The sequence below is a fragment of the Sphingomonas sp. HF-S4 genome, assembly GCF_032911445.1.
GTDB classification, from domain to species: domain Bacteria; phylum Pseudomonadota; class Alphaproteobacteria; order Sphingomonadales; family Sphingomonadaceae; genus Sphingomonas; species Sphingomonas agrestis.
In genome coordinates, this window is the sequence record NZ_JAWJEJ010000002.1 from 293930 (window position 1) to 310576 (window position 16647).

The window sequence follows — 16647 nt, forward strand, 5'->3', positions numbered from 1 at the left end:
GACCTTAGTCGAGCGGGCCGAATCCGCCCAGACCCTTCAGATACTGCGCGCGCACGGTGATCTGCCCGCCGCCCGGCGCGACGTTGACCAGCGCCTGGCGGACCTTGGGCCGGCTGCGGCCCAGCCGCGCGTTGCTCGGGAAGCCCGCGCCGTCCTGCCAGAAGTTGAACTTGTTCTTCCCGTCGCGGTCATGGGTGAACAGCAGCGCCCATTGGCCGGCGGAAGGCGCGCGGATGCACACCGAGACTGCGCCCGATGCGGGCATCGGCGCCCAGACGCGGCGGAACGGCTTGCCCTCGCGCACCAGCTCGCGATCGTCCTTGAGGAAATCGGCTTCGTTGGCGGGATAGAGTTCCACCTTGAGCCGCCCGGTACGATCCTTGAGCCCGGTCACGTTGACGATGACGCGCGGGCCTCCGGCGATCGCGCACGAGCCGTCGGTCGTGTCCGCGGCGGCCGGGACGGCCGTGAAGGCGAGCGCGGCGGCGGCCGCCGATGCGAGCGAGCGGGTCATGGGGTCTTATTCCTCGTAAGCAACGAATGGAGGCTGAACGCGGCGATCAGCGCCACATGAACCAGCAGGCTCAATGCGGCGATGAGCGCCATCAGCTCCGACAGCGCCTCGCCCCGGCCGATCAGCATGATCGCGAAGGTGGCGAAGACGAGTTCCTTGTTGGGCACCAGCGGCAGGCGCCAGGCGAGCAGCCGTGCCGCCGCCAGAAACAGCCAGACGGTCAGCGGCACTTCGGGCATCGCCGCGGCCCAGGCGAGCGCGATGAAGAACGAGCCGAGCAACAGCCGGGTGCAGTGGATGCCGAACACCCACCACAAGGTAGGACGCGGCAAGGAGAATACCCGCCGCGAGAAGATCAGGAACGGCAGCGACGTCGCGATGATCAGCCCCAGCGAGCCGAGCACCAGCTTCTGCTGGACCGCGGTCAGCAGGTTGATTCCGAAGGGCAAAGCGAGCGTGATGCCCAGGAAGGTGACGCCGTTACCCGCGATCGCGGAAAGGATCGTAACGTCCTTGACCGCGCCGAACGGGGCGGCGACCATCTTGGTGCGCTGGCGTGCCCAGGCGTAGAAATAGGCTTCGCCGGTATAGCCGAACAGCACTTCGTTCGAGATGCGCTTCTTGTGCAGCGCCGCCATGCCGGCGATCGGAATGTCCCACAGCCGCTTGAAGATCACATAATCGAAGGTCGGCGGCCCGAGATAATATAGCGCGAAGGCAAGGTAGAAGAGCGGGTTGGTCGGCACGCGGTTCGACAGCGCGCCGAGCCCCGAATCGAACAGCTCGTAGCCGAGCGCGCAGATCATCAGCAGCGTCAGCGCGCCGCCGAGCAGCATCGGCCAGCGCCGCTTGATCTTTTCGACGGGTTCGAGCCCCGCCAGGTCCGGCGCGCTCGCCAAGGGAGCTTCGACAGCGCTGGTGTTCACCGAAGCCTCCACTGCTCGTTCGTTCACTGGGTTGGTTTCCGCTGCAGACACGCCGAACAAATTACGCTTTGTTTCCGCGCCTTGCATCGCCGCCCCATGATGCGCGCCTTTGCGGAACGGGCCGAGTGACAGCAGAATGCGGTTTATTGCGGGGGCGATTTGGGCCTAAGCATGGCAATCCGCAAGGTATATGTCGAACACAGCCCCTCCCGAACCCGCCCGGCACCTCCTGACCGTCGCCCAGACGATGCGCGGCGGCGGCGTCGAGCGCGCGATGCTGCGCATGGCACAGGGCTGGTTGCGCGCGGGGCGGCGGGTGACCCTGGTGCTCGGCAGCGACGCCGGGCCCCTGGCGGCCGAGATCCCCGAGGGCATCGATCTGATCCGGCTGGAGGACGCGCGCTATGCCGCGCTGTTCGATCTCGAGGAGCATGTCCGCGCACTCGGGCCCGACCTGATCTTTTGCCCCGGCAATCATTACAGCGCCGTCGCCGCCCATACGCGCTGGCGGCTCGGCCGCGCCTGTCCGCCGATCGTCGCGAAGGTGTCGAACGCACTGGTCCGGCCCGAGCAAGGCGCGTTCGCCGCCTGGGCGTATCGGCGCTGGCTGCGGCTCCATCCCCGCTTCCTCGATCATGTCGTGGCGATGACGCCGGCGATGGCGGCCGAGGCGATCGCGGAGATGCGGATGCCGGCCGGTCGCGTCAGCGTGATCGCCAATCCGCCCGCGACGGTGCGGCCCGACGCGGCACCGGTGTCGCTACCCGACGGGCGCTATATCGTCGGCGTGGGCCGGCTCGAGCCGCAGAAGCGCTGGGACCGGCTGATCGCCGCGCTCCCGCGCATCGCCGAGGATGTGAAGCTGCTGATTCTCGGCGAAGGCAGCCGGCGTGCCGAACTGGAAGCGCAGGTTGCCGCGTTGGGCCTGGGTGCGCGCGTGTCGATGCCGGGACATACCGGCGACCCGTTACCCGCGCTCGCCGGCGCTGCGGTGGCGGTGCTGACCTCGGACTATGAGGGCGTGCCCGGCGTGCTGCGCGAGGCGCTGTCGGTGGGGACGCCGGTGGTGTCGACCGAATCGAGCGTCGCGGTGCGCGAGATCGTCACCGGGGCGGAGCTGGGAACGGTGGTGGCGCGCGAGGATGCCGAGGGCCTGGTTGCGGCGCTGAACCACTGGCTGGCGCCTGGTGTGGCACGGCCGGCGCCGGTGATCGTGGGCGGCGATCCGATCGCCGACTATCTCACGCTGTTCGATCGGCTGGTTGCCGCCCGCGGCTAGGATACTGCGCTCCGGTGGAGGCCGGAGCACCGTTTAGCGAGATCACCGAATCCGATAGCGCAGCCCGAGCCACAGCGTCCGCGGCGTCGCGCGCTCGATCACGCCGGGGCCGCTGATCCCCGCTTCCACCCGCGCATCGGCGAGGTTCTCGGCGCGCGCCTCGACCGCCAGGCTCCGCCCGAGCGGCAGCGCGGCGGTTGCGTCGACGGTCAGCGCCTCGGCGAGTTCGCGGCTGTTCTGGTCGTCCTCATATTGTGGGCCGGTGTAGCGCGCGGTGAGCGAGACGCCGGCATCGCCGCGGCGCCACGCCGCGGTGGCGGAGGCCTGGTGCCGCGCGGTCTGCGCGGGATGCAGCGAGTCGAGCGAGAAGGTGCCCGCATCGTCCTCGACCCGCGCGTCGGTATAGGCATAAGAGGCGGCGAGGCTGAACGCCCCGGCGGCGTAGCGCGCATCGACCTCGACTCCCCGTGCCTCGACCGCGTCGAGGTTGCGGCGCTGGCGCGTCGCCGCACTCGGCGTGCTCGACAGCGTGACGTTGCCGATCGCGTCCTCCAGCCGGTTCCAGAACAGGGTGGTACGCACGGTCACCGCGGTTGTGGGGGTGAGGTCGATCCCCGCCTCGACGCCGGTCAGCCGCTCGGGCGCGAGCGCGGCATTGGCGTTGGTGGTGTCGTTGCCGACTCGGAAGGGGCGGTACAGCTCGTTGAGCGTCGGCAGCCGCCAGCCGCGATAGGCTGCGGCGCGCAGGCTGACCGCCTCGGTGGCGCGCAGCGCGAGCCCGCCCCGCCCGGTCGCTTCCCAGCCGCTGCGGTCGCCATAGGCTTCGCTGCCGGCGAGCAGCGCGCCGCTGGCGATCGACTGCTGGCGCAGGAAGCCGTCGCGGATCGTCCAGCGATCGACTCGTCCGCTCAGGCTCAGCGTCAGCGCGCCCGCCTCGTAGCTGGCATCGGCGAAGCCGCCGGCGGTAAGATTGGTGCCGCCGGCCTCGCGCAGGTTGCCCGGCACGAGCCCGGTGAAGAAATAGCGCTCGCGGGTGCGCCCGGAAACATGGCGGGCGTCGGCGCCGAGGCGGAGCGTCACCCCGCCGCCCACCGGCGGCTGGACCTCGACGCGTGCGCCGATTCCAGTGGCGGGCACGTTGAACTGGTCGAGCGAGGGGCCGACCACGGTGCGACCGGCGTCGATCCCGCCCGAAAAGCCGCTCGCGAATTGCCGCATCTGGACATAGCCGAGCGCCGACCAGCCCCAGTCGCCGCGATGGACCAGGCGCAGGCTGGCATCGGCCCCGTCGCTGCGCACCGGCGTGAAGTCGACGCCGCGGTCGCGCCGGTCGGTGAAGCCCGAGACATTGGCCTGGAGCTCGGTGCCGGCGCCGACATCGAACACGCTGCGCAGCGCCAGGCTGCCCTGGCGATAGGCGGCGGGGCGGTCGATCGGCCCGCGCTGCCGCGCGATCACCGGGGTGAAACCGTCGCCGCGGCCAACTTGGCTTGCCAGCGTGACGAAGCCGCCACCCGCCTGCGCCGAAGCGAGCGCGACGGCGTCGATACTATCCCGGCTGCCATAGCTGGCGCGCAGCTGGAGCGGGCCGAGATCGGCGGGGCTGGCGCTCGACAGCTCGATCGTTCCCGCAAGCGCGCCCGGCCCGGCATAGCCGCTGCCGCCGCCGCGGGTGATCCGCGCCGCGGCAAGGCGATCGGGCAGGTAGGCGGAAAACGCCACCCAGCCGCCGAACGGATCGGCCTGCGGCACCCCGTCGAGCAGCAGCAGCGCGCGGCTCGACGCGTTGCCGCCGAGCCCGCGCAAGGTGATGCCCTGGCTGGTCGGATGCGCCGAGCGCGAATCGGAACGGCGGAACTGGGCGAGCCCGGCGGCGTCGCGCAGCGCGTCTTCCAGCCGGCCACTGGCGGTGCCGGCCAGCCGCTCGCGGTCGATCGTCACCACTGCGTACGCCGCCTCGCCCGGCGGCGCATCGAGCCCGCGCCCGGTGACGACGATCTCGTCGGGATCGGCCTGGGCGAGGGCGGGGACGGGCAGGAGAAGGGCAAGACACAATAAGCCCCTCCCCTTCAGGAGCATCGGGTCGATCATGCCCCCGGCATGATCTGAAGAGCGCGGGGCGCTCTTCACCCGATGCTGGGTTGGGGTGGGGCCTATCCACGGGCGAATGGTCTCGGTGAGACGGCCAGGCCCCACCCCCAACCCCTCCCCTGAAGGGGAGGGGCTTTGTCTTCGGATCGTCACTTCGGCGCCACACGGTCCGGATGCGCCGCGGCAAACGCCTCGATTTCCTGCGCTGCGGCATCGGCGCGGACCAACTTTGGGTAAGCGTCCAGCGGCGTATCGAACCGCCGTGCATTGAACATCTGCGGCACCAGGAAGACATCGGCGATCCCCGGCGCCTCGCCGCCGAGGAACGGCCCGTTCCCTGCCATTGCCTCCAGCGCCTCGAACCCTTCGGCGATCCAGTGCCGCGTCCAGTCGTCCCGCGCGGCATCGTCCACGCCCAGCGCCTTGAGCTTGCGCAATACGCGGAGGTTGTTGAGCGGATGCACGTCGGCGCCAATCACCAGCGCCTGTGCCAGCGCTTCGGCGCGGGCGTCGGAATCTGCAGGGACCAGCCGGGGCTCGGGATAGCGCGCGTCGAGCCAGTCGATGATCGCCAGGCTCTGGGTCAGCACCTTGCCGTCGACTTCGAGCGCCGGGACGAAGCCCTGGGGGTTCAGCGCGAGATGCTCAGGCGAACGCTGCTGGTTCTCGAGCAGCATCACGTCGTGCCGATCGTAGGCCAGCCCCTTCAGATTGAGCGCAATGCGGACGCGATAGGCGGCGGACGAGCGGAAATAATCGTGGAGCAGCATGGCTCAGGGCTGGGCCGGCGGCTCGGCGATCGTCGCGCCGCCGGGCACCGAATCATTGTGCCGCACCCGCCAGTGGAAGCCGCGCGGCGCAGTGTCGCGCACCCGCGCGGCGCGCTCGGCCTCGCTCTCCAGCGCGACCTTGATCATCGCGACGATCGGGTCGGCCAGCGCAAGCCCCATCACGCCGAACAAGGTACTTGCCAGGATCTGCGCGCCCAGGGTCAGCGCCGGGGGCAAGTCGACGGTGCGCTTGGCGACGATCGGGATCAGCACATAGCCGTCGAAGGTCTGGACGCCGAAATAGATGATGATCGCCCAGACGCCGGTGTCGAACCCGGCGCTGAACCCCACCGACACCATCAGCACGCCGCTGACGAACGCGCCGATATTAGGGATGAAGGCGAGCATGCCCGTCAGGATGCCGAGCAGCAGCGCCATCGGCACGCCGGCGAGCATCAGGAAGAACCAGGTGAACACACCCTCGGCGGCCATGCCGAGCAGGCGGCCGGCGAGCAGCACGCGGAGCGTGCGCGCCATCCGCGCGATCGTGATCGCGAAGTCATCGCGCGCCGAGGTCGGCACCATCCATTGCAGCCCGCGCTCGTAGACGCGCGGGTCGAGCGCCACGAACAGCCCGATCGAGACGATCATCAACAGGCTGGCACCCGCACCGAGCACCGATCCCACTGCCGAGGTCAGCCGGCCGACCGATCCGAGCGCCTGCTGCGCCATCCCGGCCAGATCGGCGCGGCCGGGCATCAGTCCTAGGCTCGAGATCCACTGGACGACGCGATTGCCCTGCACTTCGAGCGTCGCGCGAAGCTGCTCGGCCTGGATCGCGATCTGCACGCCGGTGAGGTAGAAGACGCCACCGATGAACGCGATGGCGAGCAGCACCACGATCAGGATGCGCAGCCCCCGCGGGATCGGCGCGACGCGGCCGAGCAGCCGCGCGCCGCCGTCGAGCAAAGAGGCGAAGACGAGCCCGGCGAAGATGATCAGCAGCGGCTGGATCAGTAGCACGACCAGCGCCACGCCGATCGCCAGCCCGAACCACACCGAGGCGCGCTTGAGTTCGGCGCGGACAACCGGATCGCGCAGCTCATTGGGCCCCGGCTCATGGACCACCCGAACGCCTTCGCTCGCTGCTGTATCGGTCATTTAGCGTCCTGTGTCGGATGGAGCGAAGTGCCCGCGCGGCCCGAACGGAAAGACGCGGGCCAGCTCAACGGGTTCCAGCTGGCGCTGCCGTCGAGCGAGAAAGTGATGAATTCGGCGCGCCCGCCGATATTCTCCCACGGCACCGGTCCGCCCAGCCCGTTCTGCGCGACGGTGAAGCGGCTGTCGGCGCTGTTGTCGCGATTGTCGCCCATCAGGAACACGCGGCCCTGCGGCACACGGATCTCGGGATAATTGTCGCCCGGGCTCCAGCCCTTGTCGACCGTGTCGTAGGAGCGGCCATTGGGGAGCGTCTCGCGGAAGATTGGCAGCCGGCAGAAATGCTGCCCGCCCGCGCCGCTCACCAGGAGTCCCGGATAATGATCGGCGTCGCAGCGGGTATTGGCGTCGACGGCCACGTCGCGCGTGCCGGTCGCGCGCCGCGGCACCGGCTTGCCGTTGAGCCATACGATCCCGTCGCGCACCGCGATGCGGTCGCCCGGCAGGCCGATGACGCGCTTGATATAGTCGGTCTTCGTCCCCGGCGGCGTGACGATCACCACGTCGCCGCGCTCGGGCAGGCTGCCGAACAGCCGGCCGGGCATGAACGGCAGCAAGTGGAAGGTCGGCGTGACGAACGAATAGCCATAGGGATATTTGGTGACGACCAGCCGGTCGCCGACCAGCAGCCCGGGCATCATCGATTCGGACGGGATGTAGAAGGGCTTGGCGATCAGGCTGTGGAAGCCGAGCACCGCGAGCACGAGCCACACCACGCCGCGCAGCTCGGCCCACCAATCGGTGCCGCGCCGCGTCTGTGTCACCGGTTCTTGGAAACCCTGTTCGTGCGTCAACGCCAACTCATCCGCGGCCATGGCCATCAATCGTCCTTCCCGACCGCGATCGCCTCGATCATCACACAAGCAAAGGCCCAGGGATGATCGTCGGTCAGGGTGAGATGCACCTTCGCGACGTGGCCGGGCGGGGTCATGGCGTCAAGCCTTGCCTTGGCGCCCCCGGTCAACGCCAGCGTCGGCGCTCCCGAAGGCGCGTTGACGACACCGATATCCTTGAGGAACACCCCCTGCTTGAACCCGGTTCCGACCGCCTTGGAAAAGGCTTCCTTGGCGGCGAAGCGCTTGGCGAGCGTGGCGGCGTAGTTGTGCGGGCGGCGGGCGGCCTTTTTCAGCTCGGTTTCGGTGAATGCGCGCTGTTCGAAGCGCGCACCGAAGCGGTCGAGTGAGTTCTGGATGCGCTCGATGTTGCAGAGGTCCGAGCCGAGGCCGAGGATCACCTGATCCTCCCCGGAACGGGGAGGGGGACCGCTCTCGCAGCGAGTGGTGGAGGGGGTGTGCCACAAATGGATTCGCTGGTGGAGAGCCCCCTCCACCAGCCTGCGGCTGGTCCCCCTCCCCCTCCCGGGGAGGATCTGAAGGACCGCATCACCGCGCCGCGTCCATCAGCGCGCGCATCCGCTGCACCACCGGCGCCAATCCGTCGAAGATCGCCTCGCCGATCAGGAAATGGCCGATGTTGAGCTCCATCACCTGCGGGATCGCGGCGATCGGCACGACATTGTCGAAGGTGAGGCCGTGCCCGGCATGCGGCTCGAGCCCCGCCTTGACGGCGAGCGCGGCCGCGTCGGCGATGCGCTTGAGTTCCCCCTCACGCGCGCATTCGGCCAGTTCGCAATAGCGGCCGGTATGGAGCTCGACCACCGGCGCGCGCAGTCGCAGCGCCGCGTCGATCTGGCGCGAATCGGGCTCGATGAACAGCGACACGCGGCATCCCGCGTCGAGCAGCTTGCCCACCATCGGCGCGAGATGGTTGTGCTGCCCCGCCGCGTCGAGCCCGCCTTCGGTCGTCCGCTCCTCGCGCTTCTCCGGCACGATGCACACCGCGTGGGGCCTGTGGCGCAGCGCGATCGCCAGCATCTCCTCGGTCGCCGCCATTTCGAGGTTGAGCGGCACGGTCAGCTCGTCGACCAGCCGAGCGATATCGTCGTCGGTGATATGGCGCCGGTCCTCGCGGAGGTGCGCGGTGATCCCGTCGGCACCCGCCCCGACCGCGAGCAGCGCCGCGCGTACCGGATCGGGATAGCCCGATCCGCGCGCGTTGCGCACCGTGGCGACGTGGTCGATGTTGACGCCCAGGCGCAATTTACCCGTCAACGACCCCTCCGTTCGTTTCGAGCGAAGTCGAGAAACGCATCCCGGAGCCCCGTTTCTCGACTTCGCTCGAAACGAACGGGGAAGGGGCGGGTACGGCTCATGCCTCCGCCCGGCTCCCCGGCTTGATCGCGGGGAGCGCCGCCAGTTCGGGCGGCAGCGCGTCGGGCTGGTAGGTCGGCACGTCGAGCTGGAGCAGCGAGAAGAAGGGCACGTCGAACGCGGCAGCTCCGCCCGAACGATCGACCAACGACGCCATCGCGATCACTTCGCCGCCGGCCGCCTCGATCGCCTTGATCGCCTCGCGCGACGAGAGCCCGGTGGTGACGACGTCTTCCATCATCAGCACCTGCTGGCCCGGCGTGAGCCGGAAGCCGCGGCGCAGTTCGAAGGTTCCGGTCGGCCGCTCGACGAACATCGCCTCGACACCGAGCGCACGCGCCATCTCGTGCCCCGCGATCACGCCGCCCATCGCCGGCGACACCACCGCGCTGATCCGGCCCCGAATCGTATCCGGAATCTGCGCCGCCAGCGCCTCGGCCAGCCGGCTCCCGCGCCGCGGGTCCATCAGCACCCGCGCACATTGCAGATAGCGCGAGCTGCGCAGTCCCGACGACAGGATGAAATGGCCTTCGAGCAGCGCGTCCGCGGCGCGGAACTCCGCCAGAACCTCGTCTCGGGTCAACGCATCCACCTCCCTGCTGCACGTGCGTGCTCTCTTAGGGTCGGCACCCCGCCGCCGCAACGGCTCATCAAAAAGGGTTGAGAATGGGCCTCCTTCCCGTATAGGCCGCTGACTCGGTTACGTAGCTTTCTTGCCGACGGCGCAGCCACAACAGGGTGATAAAAACGATGCGCATGCCTGGTTTGATTTCGATTGTCCTGGCTGCAGGGCTGGCGTGGGGAGCGCCCGCACTGGCCCAGAATGAGGCAGCGCCCGCCGCGCCGCCGACACAGGCCGCGGCTGTGCCAGCCCCTGCAGCCGCTTCGGCGCCTGCCGCGGCTCCGGCCGTCGCCGATCCGACGCTTGACGCGCAGGGCAAGCCGCTGCTCAAGCCCGCGCCGACCATCGGTCAGCCGCAGGACCGGCTTTTCGGCCTGCAGGAGCAGGTCACGCCGAACGGCCGCGATGCACACTGGTTCCACAACTGGGTGCTGCTGCCTTTGATCATCATCATATGCGTGTTCGTTCTGATCCTGATGATCTACGTGGTCGTCCGCTATCGCCGCGCCGCCAATCCGGTGCCGTCGCGGACCAGCCACAATACGGCGATCGAGATCGTCTGGACGCTCGCGCCGGTGCTGATCCTGATCGCGATCGCAGTTCCCTCGATCCGGCTGCTCGCCGCGCAGTTCAAGCCCGCGCCCGAGAATGCCGTGACCTTGAAGGCGATCGGCAACCAGTGGTTCTGGAGCTACGAATATCCCGATCACGGTGATATCAAGCTGACCGCGAACATGCTCAAGGAGCAGAGCGAGGTTCCTGCCGGCCAGCGCTACCGCACCGATGCCGATGGTCCCCGCCTGCTTGCGACCGACACCCGCGTGGTGCTGCCGGTCGGCGTGCCGATTCGCCTCGTCGCCACCGCGCAGGACGTGATCCACAGCTGGGCGATGCCTGCTTTCTGGATCAAGATCGACGCGGTCCCCGGCCGCCTCAACGAGACCAGCTTCATCATCGAGAAGCCGGGCCTCTATTTCGGCCAATGCTCGGAGCTCTGCGGTGCGCGCCACGGATACATGCCGATCGCAGTAGAGGCAGTGAGCCCCGAAGTGTTCGCGCAGTGGGTCGCGTCGAAGGGCGGCACGATGCCGGGCGCAGGCGCTGCGCCGCAATCGGCGACCGCGGCGGGCAACGACGCCTCCGCCGAAGTCAGCAATGCCTCGGAAGCCGGCCCGGTCGTCAACGCGACCGCCGCTCCCACGGTTACCAATCAGCCCGCGACGCAGAATCCGGCGGGCCTCGGACAGACGGGCAACTGAGACCATGACCGACACCGCTCTCCAGGCGCATGACCACGGTCACGCCCATGCGCATGATCACCATGACGGCGATCACAAGCCCGGCTTCTTCCAGCGCTGGTTCATGTCCACCAACCACAAGGACATCGGCACGCTCTATCTGATCTTCGCGATCGTCGCGGGGATCATCGGCGGCGGGATCTCGGGGCTGATGCGCGCCGAGCTGATGCATCCGGGCATCCAGTATCTGCCGACCTGGCTGGGCATGCTGCACGGCGGCGGGCATAGCCTCGACGACGCGCTGCACTTCTGGAACGTGCTGATTACCGCACACGGCCTGATCATGGTGTTCTTCATGGTCATGCCGGCGATGATCGGCGGTTTCGGCAACTGGTTCGTGCCGATCATGATCGGCGCGCCCGACATGGCGTTCCCGCGGATGAACAACATCAGCTTCTGGCTGCTGATTCCGGCATTCACGCTGCTTCTCGCCTCGCCCTTCGTCGGCAACGGCGCGGGCACCGGCTGGACGGTCTACGCCCCCCTCTCCACCTATGGCGAGCCCGGGCCTTCGGTCGACATGGCGATCCTGTCGCTCCACATCGCCGGCGCCAGCTCGATCCTCGGCGCGATCAACTTCATCACCACGATCTTCAACATGCGCGCGCCGGGCATGACCCTGCATAAAATGCCGCTGTTCGTGTGGTCGGTGCTGATCACTGCCTTCCTGCTGCTGCTGGCACTGCCGGTGCTCGCGGCTGCGATCACCATGCTGCTGACCGACCGCAACTTCGGCACGGCATTCTACGATCCTGCCTATGGCGGCGATCCGGTGCTCTACCAGCATCTGTTCTGGTTCTTCGGTCACCCCGAAGTCTACATCATGATCCTGCCGGGCTTCGGCATCGTCAGCCAGATCGTCGCGACGTTCAGCCGCAAGCCGGTGTTCGGCTATCTCGGCATGGCCTATGCGATGGTCGCGATCGGCCTGGTCGGCTTCGTCGTCTGGGCGCACCACATGTTCACCACCGGCCTGTCGGTGACGGTGAAGATGTACTTCACCGCGGCGACGATGGTGATCGCGGTGCCCACCGGCGTGAAGATCTTCTCGTGGATCGCGACGATGTGGGGCGGCTCGATGACCTTCAAGACCCCGATGGTCTGGTCGCTGGGCTTCATCTTCATGTTCACCGTGGGCGGCGTGACCGGCGTCGTGCTCGCCAATGGCGGCGTCGACGATTACATGCACGATACCTATTACGTGGTGGCACACTTCCACTACGTGCTCTCGCTGGGCGCGGTGTTCGGGCTGTTCGCCGGCTTCTATTACTGGTTCCCGAAGATGTTCGGGAAGATGTACAGCGAGCTGCTCGGCCAGCTGCACTTCTGGGTGTTCTTCGTCGGCGTGAACGTGCTGTTCTTCCCGATGCACTTCCTGGGCCTGCAGGGCATGCCGCGCCGTATCCCCGACTATACCGAGCAATATGCGCATTGGAATTACGTGGCGAGCGTGGGTTACATGATCATGTTCGTCGGCGTGATGATCTTCTTCGTCAACGTGATCTGGTCGCTGATCGCGGGCAAGAAGGCCGAAGCCAATCCGTGGGGCGAGGGCGCGACCACGCTCGAATGGACGCTGTCGAGCCCGCCGCCCTTCCACCAGTTCGAGACGCTGCCGGTCATCGACGGCGGCGACCACCACTAAGCCGCTGCCGAAAGGCGGAAACAAGCGCCCCGGGGGAAACTCCGGGGCGTTTTCGTTAGGCGATCGGTGCTAAGGTGCGCGAAGAGGGTTCGTTGAGCCCGGTGTCGGGTTCAGCCGGTGCGTGAAGGGTCGGGCAATGTACAAATGGCCATATCAGGGCTGGGCAAGCGCGGGCTTCGACGCCTGGGCGCTCGGCATGGAGGCGTCGGCAGTGATCGGCCTGCGCACGATGAAGATGGCGGCGGGCGGGTATGACGCGGCCGAGGAAGCGCAGCTGATGGTCTCGGAGAAGATGCAGTCGGCGCTCGAACTCCAGACCGCGTTGGTCACCGGCGGGCTGGGCAGCGACCCGCTGGCGGGCACCCGGAAGGTGCTCAAGCACTATCGCCGGAAAGTGAAGGCCAACCGCAAGCGGCTGGGCTGAGGCCCAACCGCCTGCATCGGGCGAGTTAGGCCAACTCCGGTACCCGGCGCGCGGGCAGGAAGCGCGCGTTGCTCAGCAGCCCAGCCGAGACCAAAGAGACGAGCAGCCCGACCGGCAGGATCTCGGTCAGCGTCATCGGCACGCGGAACAGCGGGTCGGCATATTGCGCTTTGAACGCCGCCATCTCGGCCGCGAACTGCGCGAGTTCGGCGGCGCTGGCACCCTGGGCGCGCTTCTCGGCGATCGCCGCGTTGATATAGGCGCCGATATAGTCGACCTGGGTGATTGCCAGCGCCGCCTCCCAGGCAAGGATATAGAAGACGCTGGCGACCAGGCTGATCGCCAGCCCCATGCCGAAGGCAGGCCAGAAGCGGATCACGCCGCCTTGCGCGTCGCGTCGCCGCTTGATCGCGAGGAACACCATGCTCAGCCCGAACAGCATGATCGAATAGCCGATCGCCATCCCCGCCGCGCCGCCGGGATGGTTCTCGCGCAGGATCACGAAGAGCGTGAAGGTGGGGGCGCCGATCATCAGCCCGGCGATCGTGCCGTAGTTCAGAATAAAGCGGAGCATGCGAATCCTCTCCCGGAAGTTGCCGGCCGAGTGGAGGCGTTCCGGCCGCCGCCGGCAATCGCCTGAAAGGATGATTTGCGCGGCTTCACCCGAAAAACCACGCCGTCACGGCAGCAGCCCCAGGTCGCGCGCCCGAGCGATCGCGTCGGTGCGGCGGCTGGCGTCGAGCTTCTCGAACAGCCGCGCGACATGCGTCTTGACCGTGTTGGGCGAGACGTGGAGCCGCGCGGCGATCTCCTTGTTCGATCGGCCGGCGGCAAGCTCTTGGAGCACCGCCATCTCGCGCGGACTTATCCCCAGCGTCGCCTGCGCCTGCGGATTGCCGTCGAACGGCAGCGCGGCGGGACGGGCGAACACGCGCACGCCGAGCACGACGCCGAGGACGAGGAACCCCGCAGCAACCAGGAAGATCGCCATGTCGGCGAAATGGGTGCGCGCAAGCCGCTGATAGTCGAGCCATTGCAGCGCGAGCATTCCCGCCGCGAGCAAGGCGCCATAAGGGAGAATATGCCGCATCATGCAGGGCACAGGCGTAGCCGCGCGTGCCGGGCGAGACAATCCGGCCCTTTCGCCTTGCCGGCGCGGCGCCTATAGCGGCCCCAGCCATGAGCACTTCCGCTGCCACTGTCCTGCTTCCCGCCGAATGGCGCGACTTCCTTGCGCTGACCAAGCCGCGGGTGATGACGCTCGTCGTGTTCACCGGATTGTGCGGGATGCTCGCTGCGCCGGTGCCGATCCATCCGGTGCTCGGCTTTACGGCGATCCTGTGCATCGCGCTCGGCGCGGGTGCGGCGGGCGCGCTCAACCAATGGTACGAGGCCGATCTCGATTCGAAGATGCGCCGGACCCAGGGCCGGCCGCTGCCCGCCGGGCGGATGGACCGCCAGTCGGCGCTGCACTTCGGCGTCGGGCTCGCCTGTTTCAGCCTCGCGCTGATGTATTTCGCGATAAACCTCGCGGCGACGGTGATCCTCGCCGTCTCGATCCTGTTCTACGTGTTCGTCTATACGATCTGGCTCAAGCGCCGCACCCCGCAGAACATCGTCATCGGCGGTGCGGCCGGCGCCTTCCCGCCGCTGATCGGCTGGGCCGCGGCGACGGGCGACGTCGCGCTGCTGCCCGCCTTGCTCTTCGCGCTGATCTTCCTGTGGACCCCGCCGCATTTCTGGGCATTGGCCCTGTTCGTGAAGACCGATTACGCCAATGCCGGGGTGCCGATGCTTCCCGTGGTGGCGGGCGAGCGCAACACGCGCACCCAGATCGGGCTCTACACGATCCCGATGGCTGCCGCAGCGCTCGCGCCCTGGCCGCTGCAGCTCACCGGCGCGCTCTACGGCGTGTCGGCGCTGGTGCTCACCGGCATCTTCGCCGCCTTGGTGCTGCAGGTGACTTTCCGCAGCTCGGCTCCCGACGATACGATGGCCCCCGAGAAGCGGCTGTTCAAATATTCGATCCTCTATCTGTTCCTGATGTTCGGCGCGTTGGTCGCCGATAGGTGGCTTGCATGAACGACATCGACCAGACCGAAGTGATCCGCGCCCGCCAGCGCAGCCGCGCGCGCGTGATGGCGCTGCTGCTCGGCGCGTTCGTCATCCTCGTCTTCGCGATCTCGATCGTGAAGATGAAGATCGCGCACGGCGGATGACCCGCAACCTGCGCACCGCGCTGCTCGCCGGGCTCGGCGTCTGCACGATGACCGGCATGGGGTTCGCCAGCGTGCCGCTCTACCGCATCTTCTGCGAGGTCACCGGCCTCAACGGTACCACCCAGCGCGGCGACCTCGCCCCCGGCGCCACCGGCAAGAAGGTCACCGTCGCCTTCGACAGCAACGTCGCCGCGAAGCTCCCCTGGAAGTTTGCGCCGGAAAGGCGCAGCGATACGATCGACATCGGCGGGCGCGACATGGCGTTCTACACCGCCACCAACCTGTCGGACAAACCGATCACCGGATCGGCGACCTTCAACGTCACCCCCGCGGTGGCGGGCAAGTATTTCACCAAGATCCAGTGCTTCTGCTTCACCCAGCAGACGCTCGAGGCGGGCGAAACGGTGCGCATGCCGGTGCTGTTCTACGTCGATCCGGCGATCCTGAATGATCCCGATGCGAAGGACATCCAGGAAATCACGCTCTCCTACACATTTTACCCGGTGGATTCCGGCAAGACGGCAAGCTAGAGACGCTGCAAAGCATAAACAGGGATGAGCCGATGGCGGGTGCCAAGAACCATCAATTCCATATCCTTCCGCCGAGCATCTGGCCGCTGTTCGGCTCGATGGCGGCGCTGGTGCTCGCCTCGGGCGGCATCATGTGGATGCACAGCATGCCGAGCGCGAACCTGGTGTTCTTCGCCGGCGTCGCGGGCATCCTGATCACCTTCTTCGGCTGGTGGTCCGACGTGATCCGCGAGGCGCATGCCGGCGATCATACCCCGATCGTCCAGCTCCACCTGCGCTACGGCATGATCCTGTTCATCGCTTCCGAAGTGATGTTCTTCGTCGGCTGGTTCTGGGCGTGGTTCGATTTCTCGCTCTTCCCCTCGACGGTCGACGCAGTCGGCGGCACCTGGCCACCCAAGGGCATGCACGTCCTCGATGCGTGGAAGCTGCCGCTGCTCAACACGCTGATCCTGCTCTGCTCGGGCACCACGGTCACTTGGGCCCACCACGCGCTGCTCCACAATGATCGCAAGGCGCTCAAGACCGGGCTGTGGCTGACGATCATCCTGGGCCTGCTGTTCACGTCGCTCCAGGCGATCGAGTATATGGAGGCTCCGTTCCCGTTCAAGGCGGCGAGCGACGGCGGCTCGAGCTATGGCGGCGCGTTCTTCATGGCGACCGGTTTCCACGGCTTCCACGTGCTGGTCGGCACGATCTTCCTGATCGTCAATCTTGTGCGCGTCTATAAGGGCCACTTCACCCCGCGGCAGCATTTCGGCTTCGAAGCTGCCGCTTGGTACTGGCACTTCGTCGACGTGGTGTGGTTGTTCCTCTTCGCCTCGATCTACGTTTGGGGCGGCTGGGGCGCACCGGTGCACTGAGCGTGCCCGGAGAACCTGATCTTTCGGGGGGAGGCGGC

The 16647-nt window shown here is 67.6% G+C and carries 19 protein-coding genes; 8 read left to right on the forward strand and 11 right to left on the reverse strand.

The window, feature by feature from the left end; genetic code table 11:
• Positions 1-4: 4 nt before the first annotated feature.
• Positions 5-514 (reverse strand): DUF2141 domain-containing protein, encoded by a 510-nt coding sequence (locus tag RZN05_RS17395; protein ID WP_317227948.1) that lies wholly within the window; start codon positions 512-514, stop codon positions 5-7.
• On the reverse strand, positions 511-1440 hold the full coding sequence (locus RZN05_RS17400) for a hypothetical protein (RefSeq protein ID WP_317227949.1): 930 nt from the start codon (positions 1438-1440) through the stop codon (positions 511-513). Before RZN05_RS17400 ends, RZN05_RS17395 begins: the two co-directional genes overlap by 4 nt.
• 190 nt (positions 1441-1630) lie before the next feature.
• Here RZN05_RS17400 and RZN05_RS17405 point away from each other — a divergent pair, with 190 nt between their 5' ends.
• Positions 1631-2719: a glycosyltransferase gene (locus RZN05_RS17405; protein WP_317227950.1), complete on the forward strand. Its 1089-nt coding sequence runs from the start codon at positions 1631-1633 to the stop codon at positions 2717-2719.
• A 42-nt stretch (positions 2720-2761) separates the two neighbouring features.
• Here RZN05_RS17405 and RZN05_RS17410 read toward each other — a convergent pair whose 3' ends face one another.
• From RZN05_RS17410 to pyrE, 7 genes are all read right to left on the reverse strand, one after another.
• A complete protein-coding gene (locus RZN05_RS17410) occupies positions 2762-4774 on the reverse strand; it encodes a TonB-dependent receptor (protein ID WP_317227951.1) in 2013 nt (670 codons plus the stop codon).
• A gap of 185 nt (positions 4775-4959) precedes the next feature.
• A complete protein-coding gene (gene maiA / locus RZN05_RS17415; protein WP_317227952.1) occupies positions 4960-5580 on the reverse strand; it encodes a maleylacetoacetate isomerase in 621 nt (206 codons plus the stop codon).
• A 3-nt stretch (positions 5581-5583) separates the two neighbouring features.
• Positions 5584-6741 carry an AI-2E family transporter gene (locus RZN05_RS17420; protein ID WP_317227953.1) on the reverse strand — a complete coding sequence of 386 codons (1158 nt, stop codon included), beginning with the start codon at positions 6739-6741 and terminating at the stop codon, positions 5584-5586.
• Positions 6738-7613 (reverse strand): signal peptidase I, encoded by an 876-nt coding sequence (lepB, locus tag RZN05_RS17425; RefSeq protein WP_317228560.1) that lies wholly within the window; start codon positions 7611-7613, stop codon positions 6738-6740. The genes RZN05_RS17420 and lepB overlap by 4 nt, the downstream gene beginning before the upstream one ends.
• Before the next feature lie 5 nt (positions 7614-7618).
• Positions 7619-8032, reverse strand: a complete 414-nt coding sequence (acpS, locus tag RZN05_RS17430; protein ID WP_317227954.1) for a holo-ACP synthase — start codon at positions 8030-8032, stop codon at positions 7619-7621.
• A 148-nt stretch (positions 8033-8180) separates the two neighbouring features.
• Positions 8181-8909 carry a pyridoxine 5'-phosphate synthase gene (locus RZN05_RS17435; RefSeq protein WP_317227955.1) on the reverse strand — a complete coding sequence of 243 codons (729 nt, stop codon included), beginning with the start codon at positions 8907-8909 and terminating at the stop codon, positions 8181-8183.
• A 97-nt stretch (positions 8910-9006) separates the two neighbouring features.
• Positions 9007-9591, reverse strand: a complete 585-nt coding sequence (gene pyrE, locus RZN05_RS17440; protein ID WP_317227956.1) for an orotate phosphoribosyltransferase — start codon at positions 9589-9591, stop codon at positions 9007-9009.
• Positions 9592-9764: 173 nt separating this feature from the next.
• On the opposite strand from pyrE, the gene coxB reads away from it, so the two are divergent.
• The 3 genes from coxB to RZN05_RS17455 all read left to right on the forward strand — a co-directional run bounded on the left by coxB (position 9765) and on the right by RZN05_RS17455 (position 12997).
• On the forward strand, positions 9765-10889 hold the full coding sequence (gene coxB, locus RZN05_RS17445) for a cytochrome c oxidase subunit II (RefSeq protein WP_394804834.1): 1125 nt from the start codon (positions 9765-9767) through the stop codon (positions 10887-10889).
• Positions 10890-10893: 4 nt separating this feature from the next.
• Positions 10894-12573, forward strand: a complete 1680-nt coding sequence (gene ctaD, locus RZN05_RS17450) for a cytochrome c oxidase subunit I (RefSeq protein WP_317227958.1) — start codon at positions 10894-10896, stop codon at positions 12571-12573.
• 136 nt (positions 12574-12709) lie between these two features.
• Complete coding sequence (locus tag RZN05_RS17455) at positions 12710-12997, forward strand: hypothetical protein (protein ID WP_317227959.1); 288 nt, start codon at positions 12710-12712, stop codon at positions 12995-12997.
• 25 nt (positions 12998-13022) lie between these two features.
• Here the strand turns inward: RZN05_RS17455 and RZN05_RS17460 are convergent, their stop codons facing one another.
• Together RZN05_RS17460 and RZN05_RS17465 are read right to left on the reverse strand one after the other, a co-directional pair.
• The gene (locus tag RZN05_RS17460; RefSeq protein WP_317227960.1) at positions 13023-13571 is read right to left on the reverse strand and encodes a DUF4199 domain-containing protein; all 549 of its coding nucleotides are present in this window, start codon (positions 13569-13571) and stop codon (positions 13023-13025) included.
• Between the two features lie 105 nt (positions 13572-13676).
• Positions 13677-14090: a response regulator transcription factor gene (locus tag RZN05_RS17465; protein WP_317227961.1), complete on the reverse strand. Its 414-nt coding sequence runs from the start codon at positions 14088-14090 to the stop codon at positions 13677-13679.
• A gap of 86 nt (positions 14091-14176) precedes the next feature.
• Here RZN05_RS17465 and RZN05_RS17470 point away from each other — a divergent pair, with 86 nt between their 5' ends.
• From RZN05_RS17470 to RZN05_RS17485, 4 genes are read left to right on the forward strand one after another with little or no spacing between them, the layout of a single operon-like run.
• A complete protein-coding gene (locus RZN05_RS17470; RefSeq protein ID WP_317227962.1) occupies positions 14177-15079 on the forward strand; it encodes a heme o synthase in 903 nt (300 codons plus the stop codon).
• On the forward strand, positions 15076-15216 hold the full coding sequence (locus RZN05_RS17475; RefSeq protein ID WP_317227963.1) for a hypothetical protein: 141 nt from the start codon (positions 15076-15078) through the stop codon (positions 15214-15216). The genes RZN05_RS17470 and RZN05_RS17475 overlap by 4 nt, the downstream gene beginning before the upstream one ends.
• Positions 15213-15746, forward strand: a complete 534-nt coding sequence (locus RZN05_RS17480) for a cytochrome c oxidase assembly protein (protein ID WP_317227964.1) — start codon at positions 15213-15215, stop codon at positions 15744-15746. Before RZN05_RS17475 ends, RZN05_RS17480 begins: the two co-directional genes overlap by 4 nt.
• Before the next feature lie 32 nt (positions 15747-15778).
• Positions 15779-16609 (forward strand): cytochrome c oxidase subunit 3, encoded by an 831-nt coding sequence (locus RZN05_RS17485; protein WP_317227965.1) that lies wholly within the window; start codon positions 15779-15781, stop codon positions 16607-16609.
• The last annotated feature ends 38 nt before the right edge of the window (positions 16610-16647 follow it).